Source organism: Clostridium sp. D33t1_170424_F3, from assembly GCF_015667585.1.
In the GTDB taxonomy this organism is placed as follows: Bacteria; Bacillota; Clostridia; order Oscillospirales; family Acutalibacteraceae; genus Anaeromassilibacillus.
Window position 1 is genome coordinate 130638 of record NZ_JADPEG010000006.1, and the last position, 17046, is coordinate 147683.

At 43.5% G+C, this 17046-nt stretch carries 19 protein-coding genes and 1 tRNA gene; 16 read left to right on the top strand and 4 right to left on the bottom strand.

Annotation, left to right across the window (positions count from 1 at the left end; genetic code table 11):
• From I4V53_RS05745 to I4V53_RS05795, 12 genes are all read left to right on the top strand, one after another.
• A complete protein-coding gene (locus tag I4V53_RS05745; protein ID WP_195984438.1) occupies nt 1–1011 on the top strand; it encodes a TRAFAC clade GTPase domain-containing protein in 1011 nt (336 codons plus the stop codon).
• Nucleotides 1004–1651 carry a TRAFAC clade GTPase domain-containing protein gene (locus tag I4V53_RS05750; protein ID WP_195984441.1) on the top strand — a complete coding sequence of 216 codons (648 nt, stop codon included), beginning with the start codon at nt 1004–1006 and terminating at the stop codon, nt 1649–1651. Before I4V53_RS05745 ends, I4V53_RS05750 begins: the two co-directional genes overlap by 8 nt.
• Nucleotides 1652–2755: 1104 nt before the next feature.
• Complete coding sequence (locus tag I4V53_RS05755) at nt 2756–3214, top strand: MarR family winged helix-turn-helix transcriptional regulator (RefSeq protein ID WP_195984443.1); 459 nt, start codon at nt 2756–2758, stop codon at nt 3212–3214.
• 61 nt (nt 3215–3275) lie between these two features.
• A complete protein-coding gene (locus I4V53_RS05760) occupies nt 3276–4412 on the top strand; it encodes an alpha/beta fold hydrolase (RefSeq protein ID WP_195984445.1) in 1137 nt (378 codons plus the stop codon).
• Between the two features lie 123 nt (nt 4413–4535).
• Entirely contained in the window at nt 4536–5249 is a 714-nt protein-coding gene (locus I4V53_RS05765; RefSeq protein ID WP_195984448.1) for a response regulator transcription factor, read from the top strand.
• Nucleotides 5250–5545: 296 nt separating this feature from the next.
• On the top strand, nt 5546–7057 hold the full coding sequence (locus I4V53_RS05770) for a recombinase family protein (protein WP_195984533.1): 1512 nt from the start codon (nt 5546–5548) through the stop codon (nt 7055–7057).
• Entirely contained in the window at nt 7045–7284 is a 240-nt protein-coding gene (locus I4V53_RS05775) for a TRAFAC clade GTPase domain-containing protein (protein WP_195984450.1), read from the top strand. The genes I4V53_RS05770 and I4V53_RS05775 overlap by 13 nt, the downstream gene beginning before the upstream one ends.
• Nucleotides 7281–9233, top strand: a complete 1953-nt coding sequence (locus I4V53_RS05780; RefSeq protein WP_195984452.1) for a GAP1-N1 domain-containing protein — start codon at nt 7281–7283, stop codon at nt 9231–9233. The genes I4V53_RS05775 and I4V53_RS05780 overlap by 4 nt, the downstream gene beginning before the upstream one ends.
• Before the next feature lie 717 nt (nt 9234–9950).
• A complete protein-coding gene (locus I4V53_RS14160) occupies nt 9951–10163 on the top strand; it encodes a hypothetical protein (RefSeq protein ID WP_353616486.1) in 213 nt (70 codons plus the stop codon).
• Nucleotides 10136–10294, top strand: coding sequence for a TnpV protein (locus tag I4V53_RS14280; RefSeq protein ID WP_502709357.1), 159 nt, complete (start codon nt 10136–10138; stop codon nt 10292–10294). The genes I4V53_RS14160 and I4V53_RS14280 overlap by 28 nt, the downstream gene beginning before the upstream one ends.
• Before the next feature lie 94 nt (nt 10295–10388).
• Nucleotides 10389–10568, top strand: a complete 180-nt coding sequence (locus I4V53_RS05790; protein WP_195984543.1) for a hypothetical protein — start codon at nt 10389–10391, stop codon at nt 10566–10568.
• 140 nt (nt 10569–10708) lie between these two features.
• A complete protein-coding gene (locus tag I4V53_RS05795; RefSeq protein ID WP_195984455.1) occupies nt 10709–10984 on the top strand; it encodes a hypothetical protein in 276 nt (91 codons plus the stop codon).
• A 252-nt stretch (nt 10985–11236) separates the two neighbouring features.
• Here I4V53_RS05795 and I4V53_RS05800 read toward each other — a convergent pair whose 3' ends face one another.
• Together I4V53_RS05800 and I4V53_RS05805 are read right to left on the bottom strand one after the other, a co-directional pair.
• Nucleotides 11237–12295 (bottom strand): aldose epimerase family protein, encoded by a 1059-nt coding sequence (locus tag I4V53_RS05800; RefSeq protein ID WP_195984457.1) that lies wholly within the window; start codon nt 12293–12295, stop codon nt 11237–11239.
• A 26-nt stretch (nt 12296–12321) separates the two neighbouring features.
• On the bottom strand, nt 12322–13275 hold the full coding sequence (locus tag I4V53_RS05805) for an ROK family protein (protein ID WP_195984459.1): 954 nt from the start codon (nt 13273–13275) through the stop codon (nt 12322–12324).
• A gap of 260 nt (nt 13276–13535) precedes the next feature.
• Here I4V53_RS05805 and I4V53_RS05810 point away from each other — a divergent pair, with 260 nt between their 5' ends.
• The 3 genes from I4V53_RS05810 to I4V53_RS05820 are packed head-to-tail and all read left to right on the top strand — an operon-like array spanning nt 13536 to nt 15200.
• Nucleotides 13536–14240, top strand: coding sequence for a sugar transferase (locus I4V53_RS05810; protein ID WP_502709358.1), 705 nt, complete (start codon nt 13536–13538; stop codon nt 14238–14240).
• Nucleotides 14230–14958: a tRNA threonylcarbamoyladenosine dehydratase gene (locus I4V53_RS05815; RefSeq protein ID WP_195984464.1), complete on the top strand. Its 729-nt coding sequence runs from the start codon at nt 14230–14232 to the stop codon at nt 14956–14958. The genes I4V53_RS05810 and I4V53_RS05815 overlap by 11 nt, the downstream gene beginning before the upstream one ends.
• 47 nt (nt 14959–15005) lie before the next feature.
• A complete protein-coding gene (locus tag I4V53_RS05820) occupies nt 15006–15200 on the top strand; it encodes a hypothetical protein (RefSeq protein ID WP_050698202.1) in 195 nt (64 codons plus the stop codon).
• 64 nt (nt 15201–15264) lie between these two features.
• On the opposite strand, the gene I4V53_RS05825 is transcribed toward I4V53_RS05820, so the two are convergent.
• Both I4V53_RS05825 and I4V53_RS05830 read right to left on the bottom strand, forming a co-directional pair.
• Nucleotides 15265–15351 (bottom strand) — tRNA-Leu (locus I4V53_RS05825).
• 95 nt (nt 15352–15446) lie between these two features.
• Nucleotides 15447–15851: a putative ABC transporter permease gene (locus tag I4V53_RS05830; RefSeq protein ID WP_195984465.1), complete on the bottom strand. Its 405-nt coding sequence runs from the start codon at nt 15849–15851 to the stop codon at nt 15447–15449.
• Between the two features lie 180 nt (nt 15852–16031).
• Here I4V53_RS05830 and nagB point away from each other — a divergent pair, with 180 nt between their 5' ends.
• On the top strand, nt 16032–16784 hold the full coding sequence (gene nagB, locus I4V53_RS05835; RefSeq protein ID WP_195984467.1) for a glucosamine-6-phosphate deaminase: 753 nt from the start codon (nt 16032–16034) through the stop codon (nt 16782–16784).
• Nucleotides 16785–17046: the final 262 nt, after the last annotated feature.

Sequence of the window (17046 nt, forward strand, 5' to 3'; positions counted from 1 at the left end):
ATGGAAGATATTATTAAGACTGATTCGAATATATTATCTGAACTAGAAGCTGATGCCGCAACTGATGTAGACAGCATGATCAGCGATGACATCGAAGTTTCGGACTCTGAAAGTCTACAAGAAGATGAGCTCCAATCAGGTTTTCTTCCTCTACCCTCCGGCCGTGCACTCTCTTTGCAAGAAACTTATGATGTTATGGCATCCGAGAACACAGCAGTGATTGTTTTAGTTGGTCCTTCTGGATGCGGGAAAACAACTATCGAATCTACGATATATCAGTTGTTTCAACGAGAGAAATTAGCGAATCATTTGTTTGCCGGCTCAAAAACAATTCAAGGCTATGAAGATCGTTCTTTTTATACCAGAATCAATTCTAGACAAGAGATTGCCACTACACCAAGAACCAGCCGAGGAGTACAAGAAATATTTCTTCATTTGCGTTTGTTTAATGAAGACAAAAAGCAGATAGCTAATTATCTGTTTGCAGATCTATCGGGAGAGGAAATCCAAGCACACATTGCCAATGTAGGTAGTTTGGCAAAACAAATGCCCTTTTTAAAAAACGCAGACTCAATAACGGTAATTCTTGATGGAGAACGCCTTGCAAATAAATATCGAAGAAATGGCGTTATTGAAGAAGCCTCAACGATGATAAGAACGATTTTTGACGCAGGATTGTATTCTGTGTCCACAAAAGTGCAGCTTGTTATCAGTAAATTTGATATCATTAGCGCAAGCGATGATTCTACCATTAGTTGTTTTATTGAAGATAAAATCAAAGAACTGCAGTCTTTAATCACTCATTATATTAAAAATGTTACAGTTCACGAGGTTGCCGCAATGCCTCACGACTCATCTTTTACCGTGGGATTTGGCCTTGAAAGCTTATTGTCGTCATGGGATTATGAGCCGCGATATCTCCATAGCAGTCCTCAGTATGAGTTTGATGAGCCAATAGATTCCGAGTTTAATAAACTGTTCTACAAGCTGAGAGGTACAACACATGAATAAAAAATGTTTTATTATGGGGCTTCCCGGCGCAGGAAAAACAACGTTTCTCGCGGCATTGTGGCATACAATTAATAGTAATTCATTTGCAGCTAGTCTGAAATTGGATAAAATAGATAATGGGCAGTATCTTGCACAACTAAGTCAAAAATGGGTCGATGCCGAACCACTTGACAGAACGGTTCCAAGCAACGAACAAACAAACCTTAGTATTAAGCTAAAAGCGCCTGATGAGACTATATTTGAATTGTTTTTCCCTGACTTGTCTGGAGAAACCTTTCAAAAGCATTATGTGCAAAGATCTATATCGGAAGAACTTGCAGATTATATTCAAACAGCGGATGCAGTTTTGTTTTTTATTCATGTAGATAGTGTGAAATCAATCGGTCTTATTTCGGAGCACATGACATGTATCCAGGATAACAAAGCAGAACCATCGTTGGCTAGGGATCCAAAAAAACATGATCCTTTGCAAGTTCAAGTGATTGAATTATTACAGTTTATATCGGATCTTAGGAAAGGGCAACTAACGAAGATTAGTTTTGTTTTTTCTGCATGGGATATAGCAATCCGAGCGAATTCCGAAATGACACCTGCAACCTTTTTTTCAACTCATATGAATATGCTATGGCAGTTCTGCTAAAGGTTCTTTACAAGGGCATAATAAAACAACTGAAAATACAGGGGCCAATCTACAACAAAACGCCGCCATTGTTACCAATGGGCGGCGTTTTTGCGCACATGGGAAAATTGCGCAAGGCGGGATCGTCCTGTCGATAGCATTAACCCATGCACTTCTGGACATTTTGTCCAGAGGTTGATGTATCTCGTCAACATGGCTCCTGTGGGTATATATCCCCCGTCGCCGCATCACAAAAAGCACAGACGGGGCCGCCTGTCAAGGGCGCGAACGCGCCGCCGCTTGCGGCGGTTTACCCTTGATGGGCGGCCCTGGCTGTGCTATCCACAAGGGGCGCGGCGGGGGATATATCCTCCAGAGCCGCCCCCTTTTCCATGATTGGAAAAGGGCGGGGGGATAAGGTTGAACCCGTAAATAAAAAAATCGGAGTGCTTAGAAACGAAACACACATGAAACCGGGGGCTGACCTGTTAGCTTTTAGCCCTTAAAAAGCCGCTTGTATCAAGGCTTTGCGGGCCCAGTTTGGAGGGGGCTGGTATCTTTCTATGGCCTGCCCCGGTTTTGGGTTTCAAAGCGTAACATTCGAGGTAAGAGCGTGGACAATTAGGACACCAGAAACCCGCTTATTTTAAGGCTCTGCGGAGTCTGTTCCGATGTGGCTGGTATCTTTCCATGCCCCGTCCCGGTTTTGCTCAAATATTGTCCACACTTTAGAATAGCTGGCAGCGGAGAAAAAAGCCCTCTATGCAGAGTATCACACGGCCCAGCGGGATACGCGGGAGGCCCTGGCCGTCAAGACGAACATCGACCATCTGCTGGGGATCACGGCCCCAGGCAGGGATAAGGAACAGGCGCGATAGCGCCGGGGACGCAGCCATTACTTCTGGACAAAATGTCCAGAGGTGGCGGGTTTGGGGAGCAACCCCAACAAGCATTTTTGCGGTCCCGGCGGGGCCGCAAAAATAGCAAGCGTTATACGCTTGCCCTGCTTGCCGGTAGCGCACAATCCCGGAAACTCTGAAAAAGAGCGTTGCAGTTTACTTGACATAAATAGATTCTTGATGTATTCTGTTAAGTAGATTAACAGAAGGGGATTGTAGTGGACAAATGGATAATTTATCAATAGATCAACTTTGTGAATTATTTCTTCAGACAATAAACCAATATACTGTTCTGGAAAAGTTGACACATACCTACGACATCGAGCCACAAATTTATTTAGCTGAGATTCATACCATTGTAGCTATCGAGACACATGAAAATATAAATATAACTGATTTAGCAAAATTGCAAGGGATTTCAAAAAGTGCTGTATCACAAGCGGTTAGTAAACTCGTCAAGAAAGGCTTTATTGAAAAAAAAGTTTCACCCGACACGGATAATGAAGTTGTCTTGACCCTTACTGTTAAGGGAAAACAAGTAGCTGATTTGCATAAAAAACAACACTCTTTGTTAAGTGAAAAATTAGTTGCTATATTTAAAAAATATCCACCAGAAACAGTTAATACCCTTTCTTCGTTGGCTGTTGATCTTCAAAAGATGTGGAAAGAACTATCCCCAAAATAAAGATACTTTAATTTTTGTTGCTTTTTCTGTTAAGTTACTTAACATATGGAGGTCGAAAATAATGAGTTACCTAATTATAAATCATATTCCGCAGTTTAATTTTCAGGCCAATAGAGTTTTAACTTACGGGGATTTAGCGTGTAATAGCGAAACAATTAAAACCAATATTCCGAGGATTCAGAACTTTGAAGATTGGTATATAGTCTGGTCAGATATGGCAGAAAGTGCCGAAAGGAAAATGCACTTTCTCCATGCGGCTTATTACTATCGTATGGCCGAGTTTTTCTTAAAAACCACTGATGAACGAAAAGAAGATACTTATAACAAATGTATTGAAAATTTTTATCGTGCCTTTGATTTAGAGCTACAATTACACTACGAAAAAATTCAGGTGCCCTTTGAAGGAAAAAATCTTTACTGTTTGAAACTATCACCCTTACATTCCAGAGGAACAGTCGTTGTCTGTGGAGGGTATGATTCCTTTATTGAAGAATTTGTACTTCAAGTACATGACCTTTTATCTCAGAACTATGAAGTATTACTTTTTGATGGACCGGGACAAGGGAAATGCCTCCAGGAAAAATTGTACTTCCGCTTTGATTTTGAAAAGGCTACATCAGCTATCTTGGATTTCTTTCATATCAAGAAATGTGCTTTTGTTGGTATCTCATGGGGTGGCTATTTTGCCTTGCGAAGTGCCGCCTATGAAAAGAGAATATCGGCCGTTGTTGCATATGACGTAATGGACAACGGATTGGAAGTAATGACAAACGTGTTTCCTGCTCTTGTCTGCCAAATTATTCGACTTGCTTATCGTAACAAATGGAAACGACTTCTTAATGGGTTGGCTGGTATGATAGCAAAGAAAAGTGTTCTAGCAGATTGGGCATTATCTCAAGGTATGTATATTACAGGGACAGAAACCCCTTTTGAGTTTTATCAAAACCTATCCCATCACAATCTTTTGGGAGTTACGGATTTAATCACGCAAGATGTGTTGTTATTGGCTGGTGAGAAAGATCATTATATTCCGTCCAACCAATTTTATAGACTGAAAGGTTCTATACATAATGCAAAAAGCCTAACTTGCAGATCGTTTACTACAGCGGAAGGAGGTGAACAACACTGTCAAATCGGGAACCATATGCTAGCTGTACATACCATTATTAATTGGTTAAACCAGCATTTTCAAAACTGATTACATATAGGGCACTCTGATTACCGAGAGGGTACTTTGTTTACATGGACGGGTTGGCACCGCCACTTCTGGACATTTTGTCCAGAGGTGACAGAAACAACAACCAGAAAGGAGGTCTGCGCTATGAACGCGGAGCAGAGAGTTTTGATTATTGACAGTGATTTGAAAAACTGCAAAGCCATCAAGTACGCCTTGACGGAATACGGCATCGGCGCTTATTATACCCTGTCCGTGGTGGACGGCATCGAGCGCCTTAACCGTCATAACTACGAGCTTGTGATCCTGGACATCTCCCTGTCGGAAACAGACGGACTCCAACTTCTCCGGTTCATGCGGCAAATGAGTAATATGCCGATCTTGGTGCTGTCCTTTCAGGGTGGTATTGAGCACCGGGCGCGGGCCTATGAAATGGGAGCGGATGATTTTATACAAAAGCCCCTGGAACTCCAGGAGTGCCTGCTCCGTGCCCAGGCCCTGCTCCGGCGCTATAACGCAACCGCCCCGCCCCTGCCCGGTCAGCGGTGCTATACCATTGTCACGTTTGAAAACCTGCTGATCGATCCCCTAACCCGCCACGTGGTCTACAATGGGCGGGAGTTGGACTTGCCCCGCCGGGAGTTTGATCTGCTGTATGTGCTTTCCTCTCAGGCGGGGCGGGTGCTTACGCATGAACAACTGCGCTACTATGTATGGGGCGATGATTTTTCCGGAGACGAAACCAACGCAATCCCTGTTAGTGTGAGCCGCCTGCGGCAAAAGCTGGACGGCGGGAAGTGCATTGAAAACGTCCGGGGCGTGGGCTACCGTTTCATAGACCCCAAACGCAAAAAGGAGTAATAAGCGTTTAATCGTGGTATTGTTACATCGCCGTCACTTCTGGACATTTTGTCCAGAGGTTCCAAGGTTGAAAGTTTACACAGTAATTACTTATTAGGGGGTTCGCTTTTAGCTCTAAAGTGCGGTTGATAGATAGAGGGATATTTTTTCTCTCCTGACGCAGAGCGGGCGGCTTCTGGACAAAATGTCCAGAGGTCGCCCGTTCCCCTTTGCCGTGGCATCCTTGTTGAAGATGGCCGGCAGAGGTATAATATACTTGTAGGTTGGCTCCTGTTCCAACGGAAAAGGAGCTAATTATGGATCATAGAATAGACGCTATTTACGGTAGACAATCCATCGACAAAAAGGATAGTATCAGCATTGAAAGCCAGTTTGAATTTTGCCGGTACGAATTAAAAGGCGGTGAGGGCAAGGAATATAAAGACAAGGGATATTCGGGCAAGAACATTGACCGTCCCGACTTCCAGCGGCTTTTGAGGGACATCAAGGCCGGGCTGATTAAGCGGGTAGTTGTCTACAAGCTGGACAGGATCAGCCGCTCCATCGTGGACTTCGCAAAGCTCATGGAAATATTCAAGCAGTACAACGTGGAGTTTGTCTCCTGCACGGAAAAGTTTGATACCTCAACCCCAATGGGCCGGGCGATGCTCAACATCTGTATTGTGTTCGCGCAGCTTGAACGCGAAAGCATCCAAATGCGTGTAACGGACGCCTTTTATTCCCGGTGCGCCAAAGGCTACTATATGCGGGGCCGGGCGGCTTACGGTTTTGATCTTGAGCCCATCGTCATGGACGGGATTAAAACGAAAAAGCTGGTGGAAAACGCGGAGATGGATTACGTTGAAATGATGTTTGAAATGTACGCGGAGCCGGAGAGCTCATACGGCGACATTACCCGGTACTTCACCACGCAGAATATTCTGGTATATGATAAAACACTAAAGCGCGGTTTTTTAGGCCAGCTTTTACGAAACCCGGTTTACGTCCAGGCTGATATGGATATTTACGAATATTTCAAGGCCCAGGGCGTGAAAATTGAAAGCCCGCCGGAACTGTTCACGGGTGATTATGGCTGTTATCTGTATCAGGGCCGTGAGGGTGAGGAGCCGATCCTCGTCATAGCGCCCCACAAGGGCCGCATCCCGTCGGGGCTCTGGCTGGCCGTCCAGCGCAAGCTGTCACAAAACACCACGTTCCAGAATGGGCGCAAGTGCCATAATACATGGCTGGCCGGGAAAATCAAGTGCGGCTGTTGCGGGTACGCTCTCGCAAGTCTCAACGCGCCGAATGGCGTTACCTACTTACGTTGTAAACAACGCTCGGAAAATAAAGGCTGTCAAGGTGCGGGCACTTTGACAAAACAAGTGCTGGAACAAACCGTGTATGAGGAATTGGTTAAGAAAATGCGGGTATTCCAAACGCTGAAAGGCGGCAAAACTGCAAGCTACAACCCGAAACTGACCGCCGCCCGCGCCGCGCTTGCCAAAACCGAAAGTGAGATTGAAAAACTGCTTGATACGCTTTCCGGCGCAAATCCCACCTTGTTACAATACGCAAACAGCCGCATTGAAGAATTGGACAGGCAACGGCAAGCCCAGGCAAAACTGGTTGCCGACCTTACCGCTAATTCCGTTTCGTCCTCTCAGGTTGAAAGCATAAGCGGCTATCTGCGGGACTGGGAGTCTGTTGACTTCGACGATAAGCGCCGGGTATCTGTTGACTTCGACGATAAGCGCCGGGTACTTGATACTCTTGTTTCACAAGTGCGGGCCACAAGTGAGCAAGTCGTGATATATTGGAAACTTTGATTTTTCTCACTTCGCATTATACCTTTGTCAAATACCTTTACTCAAATCCAGATATTATAGATTATGACATCTGGGGAGTCAGCGCACAAGGGGCTGACTATGCCGAGAAAGACTCCCTATTAGAAAAGAATTCTCCAGTTGAACGAATATTAGTTGTAGATGCAACTGGAAATGTAGGCAGTGATATCACTCTGCCGCTTTACTTAATTTTAGGTGAAAATAAATGAGCATAACACTAAACCAAACACTACATGGGTATTCAAGTGGCCACCACTTGTTGGCTTCTTCCATTAGTCTATCTGAGACGTCAAAAAGAAAAATGGATATATTGAGTGACCTATCTGGTCCAGATATCGCAGAAGGTTTTGAGGATTATTTTTCAGGCTACTTTCTCGAAACTGAGCAGTTGATTGTCCTCGCTAAGACTTGGTACGCTGGTGAAATGAGTCGACCAGGTTGCGTCTGGACACATTCAATATTATTCAAATTAGATGATATCGATGATTTATCTCAGGGCTTGGATGATTTACTCACTTTTTTTGTGCGTCCTAGCTCTAATATAAACTTCGATTCTTATTCACTGCCATTGGCGATGACATCTCTAAGCCAACTTACAAATAAAAAAGATAAAAAAAGATTGCAATATTTACTTTGGGTGATGTTCGGTCATCAACCTCCCAATATGATCATCTCCAAAAATTCGAACGAATACCTTAATGAGTTGTTATATCTTTGGCTAACATGTTATCGTGAACTACCTCCGAGCTATTCTTTTATTACAGGCTCAATGTCTATACGTAGCGACAGTGAAAATACTATTTGTTTGCAGTTTGTACCCCAAGGACTTAAAAACAGGGTGTATCATTCAGGCATGAACATATCTGTTTTGAAAAGCATAGACGAGGTGCAGAAATTTCCTCCATGGGTTTCGTTTGCCTGCAACATTATACAAAATGGGAAGTGGTCAGCATTTGTCTCGTTTAGAAATCTTTTCGGGCATGAGTATAGCGACTTCAAGTATCTAACATCATTTATAAAGTTCTATTCTGTATTGTGCGGAAAAAACGGTTTTTTGAACCTCTACGAATCTTTAGAATTAATTGAAAAACTCTTTTCTAATCAAAAAATATCCGTTGGAAATAAGCTTTTGCAGTTATACTTTGAAGGTGCTTTGACCTCGTGGGGCGAGAAAATATCTTATACAAATACAATAATAGCTACTTTGAAGTTTGAATGGATATCCGTAAATGAAAACTCACTAAATTCTCTTGTTAGCAACTCCTTTGACTTAGATAAGGATGGGGCAAAGAAAGTAGTCCAGTATCTTGCCAAGATTGAAAACAGCCAAATACAAGAACGCTATTTATCTCTATATGCAAATCTGTTGAGTGCCAAAATGCTCGAAGAGTTCACTGGCATGGATTACGGCATGTGCAGTGTGCTTATAACGCTAAATCCGGCATTAGCTGAATGTGATACTATTTGGACGCAGGCACTAGGCTATCAGAAAGGAATACTTGATTCCCTCAAAATATGTAAAGAAAGTGCCACATTGAGCAAAAAAATAGCATATAAAATTCTTGATACTAGCTCCTATGATTTTTCCTGTGAAATATTCACGCTCTGGGGAGAGTCGGCGATTCAAATTTTTTTGGAATATTTGCTCCAATTTAGAACATTACTTCATCGGGACACCGCCCAAATGGTAGCATTCTGTAAAGCACATTCTAAAACCGCTGCGTGTATGTTTGAAGAGAAATATAGCACTTTGTCAATTCAACAAGTTGTAATCCTACTAGATATTATTGATCCGTACACTGAAAAGGTATCCGAAAAAATTTTAATTAAATCATTTGAAGAAATAGCTTTAGAGGACTTAAGTATTCAGCAAAAGAATTGCTTAGCTGATTTCTACCTACCACTGATTCTAAGAAGCAGTACTAAATTTCCGAATGATTTAGTTGCATTTGCTGTTACTAACGTTCATGATCGCTTGGCAAACCTTTTATATCCTGAAGATAGGTGGAGAAAACTCCAGACTCTATTGCCTGACACAACATGGTTGAACCAGTGGGACAAATGTAAACGAGTTCGAAAAGCCATAAAGAAAAAGGGATATAACATAAAAAAACTTGACGCATACAATGACAATGAAATGGATATACATTTGCTCTAAAGTTCTTTAGCAATAATTAAGTATAATGCTTTAGGCTTGTCAGAAAGACAAAAAACACCAACAAATGAACCTTGCTAAACTCCCCGTTATGTTTACGCCATAGGTTATTCAATTTTGATAATAAATTTTGGTGTATACACTTTATAGATCAAGGCATGGGCCCTCGTTTATAAAAGCCCATGCCTTGTTGTGGTAGCATATTTAATTGTAGTAACGTTGCAATTATACCGTACTCCGGCTGATGCATTGCTACAGAAAACGAAGTGCGGCATAATGATACTCAGAGATACTAACTTGCAGTACCCGTGATACCCATGAGATATGTGAAACTGCAGTACATGAAAAGTACACGGATCCTCTGCAAATCAAAAAATCTCCGAAATTGAGTGGGAATTTTGCGGATAATGACACCAAAAGCATGGAAAGTAGCTGTGAAAGCAAACACGGAACAGAGTGGGAATAAGAAACAAAACCCCGGGAACTCGCTTAAATAGCGAGTTCCCGAGATTCTTTTTTGCCTTTTGATAACAGGAGCATTTTGGGCATTTATTGCAGACTGCCAATGGTTTGCGGGTGTTCATCGACTCCAGCCATATAAAACGGTCTTGCTGAACGAAAAATCAGCAAGACCGTTTTGTCATTTATCCAATTCTTTTAAAAGCAAAGGATTATAAGCTCTTACGAAAGGCCATCGGCAGTAAACAGGCAGACGAGCTTTTGCAGCAGGCAAGAGCCCCGCAGCGCAGTCTAAAAAGCGTGATAAACGCTTTAGAAATAACAATTATGAAAGATGAGGGATACACCATGAAACAGCATTTTGCAGATGAAAAAACAGGTATCAGCTACACGTTGCAGGGCGACTATTATCTTCCTGACCTTGTTTTACCCACTCAAATGCCAATGTGCAGGCGGAAACACTCTGGGCGGTAAAGAAACTTGCTGAAAAAGAAGGGGTAACAGAAGAACTAAAAGCTCATGACCAGATGGAGTGGGTGGGGCGGATGAATAACATTCGGGCACGTGCTGAGGAAATTGTTGCAAACGATATCATTTACAATTAATCTCGGAGAATCAAATCAATAAAATATAAAACACCTATTGACTTTGGGACATCCTAAGTGCTATACTTAGGATGTCCCAAAGTGAGGTGATTAATTGGACAAGAAAAAAATGGGACGGCCAACCGATAATCCGAAGCCTTACAAAATAGGTGTGAAATTAGATCAAGAGGCAAAAGATATACTTGATGCCTATTGCGAACAAGAAGCTGTTTCTGTAATGGAAGCGGCAAGGCGTGGGATTAAACGTTTGAAACCAGACCTAAAGAAAAAATGAAAGGAAGCGGCTCTCCCTCACAAAAGTTGAAGCCACTTCCAGTACGGCAACTACCTAAAAGATAATTACAGTATAAATATTATACCATGCGCTGTGATTTCTTTCAAGGGTTGCACGATTTTTGAAAGGAATTTAAAACTATGGGTAAAAATGAAGAATGGAACGAGTTCTTAAGTAATCTGCTTTCCAATGCTTTAGAAACGTACAAAGAAACGACGGAATATGAATATATCAAGAAGCAACAGGAAGAGATATACATGATCTTTCGTGATAATCTGAAAGCTGACCAAAAAGAACTTGTCGAAGAATGCATATTCGACATTGGCCTTGTTGCTGATCGTGAATCTGAAGTTGTTTATAGGCAAGGTCTGAAGGACTGCGTTTGGCTGCTTAAAAGTTTGGGGGTGCTGTCATGACTATTCTTGAGATTTATATTATGGCAATATTAACCCTAATGACAAATGCTTTAACCGTAAGTCCCGATATGGTCAGTTTGCTAAAATCGTTACAGATAATGAGGGAAAACTTACTGCATTTTTAAATGCCCTATTTTTGTGCGTTGCTTTGGGTTTTAGATCTTATATCCTGTATGTGTGCCGCTTTGCACACAAAGAAAACAGCCGTATGCAATCATTTGCATACGGCTGAAATAAATTTATAACCACTTGTTACCGCACAGAAAACTTATAAATTGTCGTGTGGCGATATACTTCTGCAGGAACCAATACGGTACTTGGGAAGTTGGAATGATGCGGGGAGTCCGGATAAAACTGCGTTTCCAGACAAAAGGCGTGGTGCGCCTGCAACGGAATTCTACCACTGGCAAATACATTTTCCGGGAAGCCGTTTGCCGTGTAGAGCTGCATGCCCGGCATATCCGTAAAGGTTTCCATAACACGACCACTGACGGGCTCATATGCCTCCGCGGCCTTCCTGATCCCGCTCTCGGCGGATAAAACAAAGTTGTGATCGTATCCACCGCATTGCAGCAGTAGGGGTTCTTCCGCGTGAATGTCACGGCCGATCGGCTTTGCCTGCCTGAAATCTGCGGCGGTGTCTGCGACTGGGGAGAAAGCGCCGGTCGGAATGAGTCCGCTTCCGGCAACCGTAATAGAGTCTGCATGGATCTGCAGCTCATGGGAGAGAATGTCCTGCCCCGGGTCTCCGGACAGATTAAAGAAGCTGTGGTTGGTTAGGTTGACGAGCGTGGCCGCGTCCGTTTTCGCTTCATAGTCGATCACCAGCGCATTGTCCGTGGAAAGGGTATACTTAATGGTAATATCCAGATTTCCAGGGAATCCTTCTTCTCCGTCAGGACTATGATATGTAAAAGAAATTGAGGGGACATCATCGCTGTTGTTGCTGTCTTTTACCTGCCATACTTTTTGATGGAATCCATGGAATCCACCGTGAAGCGTATTGCCGTTTTCATTCTGGCTCAGAGAATAGGCGGCGCCGTCGATGCGGACAGTGCCGTCGGCAATCCGGTTTGCGTACCGTCCCACTGCAGCACCCAGAAAGTCCCCGTCTGCAAGGTACTCTTCCAAAGTGTCGTGACTCAGGACCACATTGGAAAAGATTCCGTTTTTGTCAGGCACATGGATACTGACGACTCTCGCGCCATATTCCATAATTTGAATAGAAACGTTATTTTTGTTTTTTAATGTGTACAAATGAATTTTTGTTCCGTTTGGCATCTCGCCAAAAATATGTTGTTCAATGCTCATATTCCATCCCTCTAACAAACAATTTATCAGATACCCAGCAGTGCAGCGCCGATGATGCCTGCGTCGTTGCCGAGCTGTGCCTTACAAATTTTGGTACGGATTTTCGCACCGCCGTACTGCTCTTTGTCTACGTATTCGCGCAGGGGCGCCAGCAGGGTTTCTCCCTCGTTGCAAATGCCGCCGCCAATGCAGAGAATGTCAGGCTGCAAGGTGTTGACACAGTTGGCAAGACCGCATCCAAGATAAGCGATGTATTCATCAACAACCTGCTTGCCGATGGAATCTCCAGCACGCATGGCGTCAAAGGCGGTCCGTCCGCTGACCTTTTCGATGTCGCCGTCCACCAGCTTCCAGATGGGCTGTTCCTTATCCGGATTTGCCATCATAGCTTCTTTGGTGCTGATGATTAGACCGGTTGCCGCAGAGTACCGCTCCCAGCAGCCGTTGCGCCCACAGGAGCAGTGCCGGCCATTGAAGACGATGACTGTATGTCCCATTTCACCGGCACAGTGATTGGTGCCTGCATAGATTTTTCCGTCTATGATAATACCGCTGCCAACGCCGGTACCCAAGGTGATGGCAAGACCGTTTTTAGCGCCTTTCAAAGCGCCGGCCTTGAACTCTCCATATGCCGCTGCGTTGGCGTCATTTTCGACAATGACGTTCTTTTTCATTCTTTCCTGCAGCATTTGTTTCAGCTGAAAATTGTTAAAATAAAGGTTGTTGGAGAACTCTACAACGCCGTTATCGCGATCGACTGTACCGGGGGTTCCGATTCCAACCCATGGAATATCGTCAATGGAGATATTGGCGTCTTCCAAGGCGGCAAAGGCTGTGACCGCGAGTTGTTCGCACATTTCCTCCGAAGAGCAGGGGACTTTTGTTTTGTTTTTTCCTCTTCCAATAATCTGATAGTTTTCATCTACAACGCCTACTGCGATATTGGTTCCGCCCAAGTCAATTCCTAAATAATATGCCATTAAAAAAACCTCCTTGTGTTTTTACATAGAAATTAAGCAGCAACATTTCTTCATTCAATATATAACTCGTGTTAAATCATATCTCAACTTAGTATAACATTTTTTTATATAAAATGTAAATAAGGAACGCGCTTTTTTTCTGTGGTTTTCGTGAATAACGCTTTAAAAAAGAAGTAACAATGAGAAAGAAGGGGCAAAATCTGTTCCTGTAAGGATTTTTATGCTATAATAATAAAAATATGTGGATGGGAGATCATGCCGTGAGCTATGAAAACTTGCCGGAAGAAATGCGGAACATATATACAAAAGTCTATTGGGAAGGCTTGCAAAAGAGAAAAATCTCACTGGTGGCAAAACGCGCCTTTGATATTTTTGTATCTGTAGTTTTATTGGCAATACTGTCTCCTTTCCTGTTGATATTGGCTGCCGCCATCAAATTGGATTCCAAAGGGCCCGTTTTTTATCGCCAGGTTAGAGTGGGAAAATATAATCAGGATTTTCGGATCTACAAATTTCGCACTATGGTTCAAAATGCCGATCAAATTGGCCCTTCTATTACTGTTGGGCATGATCCGCGTGTTACTAGGGTAGGACATTTGATCCGTAAGTTCCGGTTGGATGAGGTATCCCAATTGTTAAACGTATTAAACGGTTCAATGAGTATGGTCGGTCCCCGGCCGGAAATTCGGAAGTATGTGGATATTTATACGCCGGAGCAAATGGCCACCCTGTTGATTCGCCCGGGTATAACAGCTCCTGCCAGCATCGCTTTCAAGGACGAGGACGCATTGCTCAGTTCCTGTGAAAACACCGATGAAGTTTATATAGAGAAAATACTGCCTCCCAAAATGACTTTAAATCTGGAATATATGAAAAAATTTTCATTTTGGAAGGACATCTGTATTTTATTCCAGACAGTAATTGCCGTATTTATATCAAAAGGAGACAGCAAACATGCTCAATGAATTTTCCCGGTCCCAGCTGCTGCTTGGGAAGCGGAGTATCCAGCGGTTAAAGGAATGCAGTATTGCAATTTTTGGGATCGGCGGCGTGGGCGGCTATACGGTTGAGGCTTTGGTGCGCACTGGGGTTGGGCGTCTGCTGTTGATTGATAATGACACGGTCAGCTTAACCAACATCAACCGGCAGATTATCGCGGATCACCAGACCATCGGCAGGAAAAAGGTGGATGTTATGAAAGAGCGGGCCCGCGCGATCAATCCAGAGGTTCAAATTGAATGTTACTCCATCTTTTTTCTGCCGGAAACGCCGTCAGATTTTTTAGATGGCTGCGATTACATCATAGACGCTGTGGATACCATTTCCGCAAAACTGGCGCTGGCAGAAATTGCCCGGCAAAAGCAAATTCCCATTATCAGCAGCATGGGAGCAGGGAACAAACTGGATCCTACACAATTTGAAATTGCTGATATTTACGATACGTCGATGTGCCCGCTTTGCCGGGTGATGCGCAGGGAGCTGAAGAAAAGAAACATACCGGCATTAAAGGTTGTATATTCCAAAGAGCAGCCTGCTCCAAGAGAAGAAGCTGAAGAAATAGAAGCAGACTCATCCAAACGTCAGACGCCCGGCAGTGTGGCGTTTGTCCCGTCTGTTGCCGGACTGATCCTGGCTTCGGCGGTCGTAATGGATTTGACAGAGGGAATGCGGCCTGCTACATAAAGTCATATTCGTGCCGAATGAGGGAATACTGCCATAGGGGTGATTTTATGGTAGAAGGAAAAAACGGACTATTGGCAAACAAGCAGTCCAAGAAGAAATCCGGCGCAGAACAGAAGGCCGAAAAAGTAGCATCCATGATGAAACAAACGGGGAAAGGCAGCATCCTTTCGGACGTCGGCGGCAGCTATACCGGCACGCCCCAGGACGACCTGTATCCCGTCCAGGATGCAGACGACCTGTAACCAGATGATTTTTTGATATTTCAAACAAAAGGCCTTGCAGAGCATGATACTCTGCAAGGCCTTTTGGTGCCGCTGACCGGGATCGAACCGGTACAGTGTTTCCACCGAGGGATTTTAAGTCCCTTGCGTCTGCCAATTCCGCCACAGCGGCGAATGAACGAAAAATATTATACCATAGCAATACGATAAAATCAACGTTTTGTCACCGCTAATTTGAGAGGAATTGGAATTTCTTTGCTTCTGTTTTTATTTGGCGATGCGCTTTCTGTGTGGAATTCCTTTTATTTTGTCATATAATCCGCAGAGGCCCAACGCGGGGATCGTAATGAAGAACCAGAGAATCGAAAAAGGAAGGCAAACCTGTCCCAGAACATTGAGGGGAAGGTCAGAGTAGTCCCAAACGTTCTGCTTCAACAGGACATTGACGACAATGCCAGTCAAAAACTCCACAGAAGTGATAATGCCGGAACCGACACAGCATTTAAAGGACAGGCTTTTCTTTTTAAAAGGTCCATTGCAAAAACGGTTGATCAGACAGAGACATACACCGCCTGCGATTGACATGGAAACATCGCTATAGCCACGGCTGGCAATTTCCAAAACGGGATAAATGATACCTCCTGTGGCGAATAAAACAGCGTCTTTTTTCATAGTGTAGTGTTGTACCCTCCTGTTTGCATATCTTGTCACAATTGTTTGCAAATTGGGCAATAAATATACGGCCTACGCTGTTGCTATTCCTGATAAAAAAGGTATAATAGAAGCAGAATATTTTATTGGCTGCCACTGTCAAAAAAGTTGGCAGTTCGCGGCCGCGAAAGGAAGGTTTGTATGAAGATTTTCAGCGCACCGGATTACACCGCAATGAGCAGGAAAGCCGCAAATCTCATTTCTGCTCAGGTCATTTTAAAACCGGATTCCGTCCTTGGCCTTGCTACAGGTTCCACACCATTGGGGGTGTATTCCCAATTAATCGACTGGTATGAAAAGGGAGATGTAGACTTCACAAAGGTACGCAGCGTTAATCTGGACGAGTATTGCGGGTTGGCTCCGGAGCATGAACAAAGCTATCACTATTACATGAAAGAAAACTTCTTCAAGCATATTAATGTTCAGATGGTAAATACGCATGTACCGGATGGTTTGGCAAAGGATGTTGCAGCGGAAGGCCACCGCTATGACAAATTGATTGATAGTCTGGGCGGTATTGATCTGCAGCTGTTGGGTATTGGCAATACCGGCCATATTGGTTTTAACGAGCCAAGCGATAGTTTTATTAAAGAGACGCACCGTGTTACGCTAAAGCAGAAAACAATCGATGCAAACGCTCGTTTCTTTGCCAGTAAGGATGAAGTGCCGCGCTATGCAGTCACGATGGGAATCGGCGCAATTATGGGGGCGAAAAAAGTTCTGCTGGTCGCGAATGGCGCAGGGAAAGCGGAAATTCTTTATCAGTCTTTGTTCGGACCGATTACACCGGAGGTTCCTGCGTCGATTCTGCAGGTGCATCCGGATGTAACCGTGGTTGGAGATGAGGCGGCAATGGCGGTTATCCGGGAAAAGTGTCCCTCCGCAATCGATTGAGTTTTATTAAAATAAAAACTAAGGCTCTGATTTTACACAAAGTTTTTGTGTAAAATCAGAGCCTTTATATTTTTATAAAAAATGTCTGCAGGTGAAGTATTATCACTTTACTTTGTTAAAACAGTAGAAAGATGATGGAAAACACTTTTAAAAATACAGTATTTTAATTCGTATTTCTCTATTTTTGCTAAGATTTAGAAAGAAATATTGTGAGGAATTCCATTTGCTTCTGACGGAAATCAAGTTGACAATATTTGACACA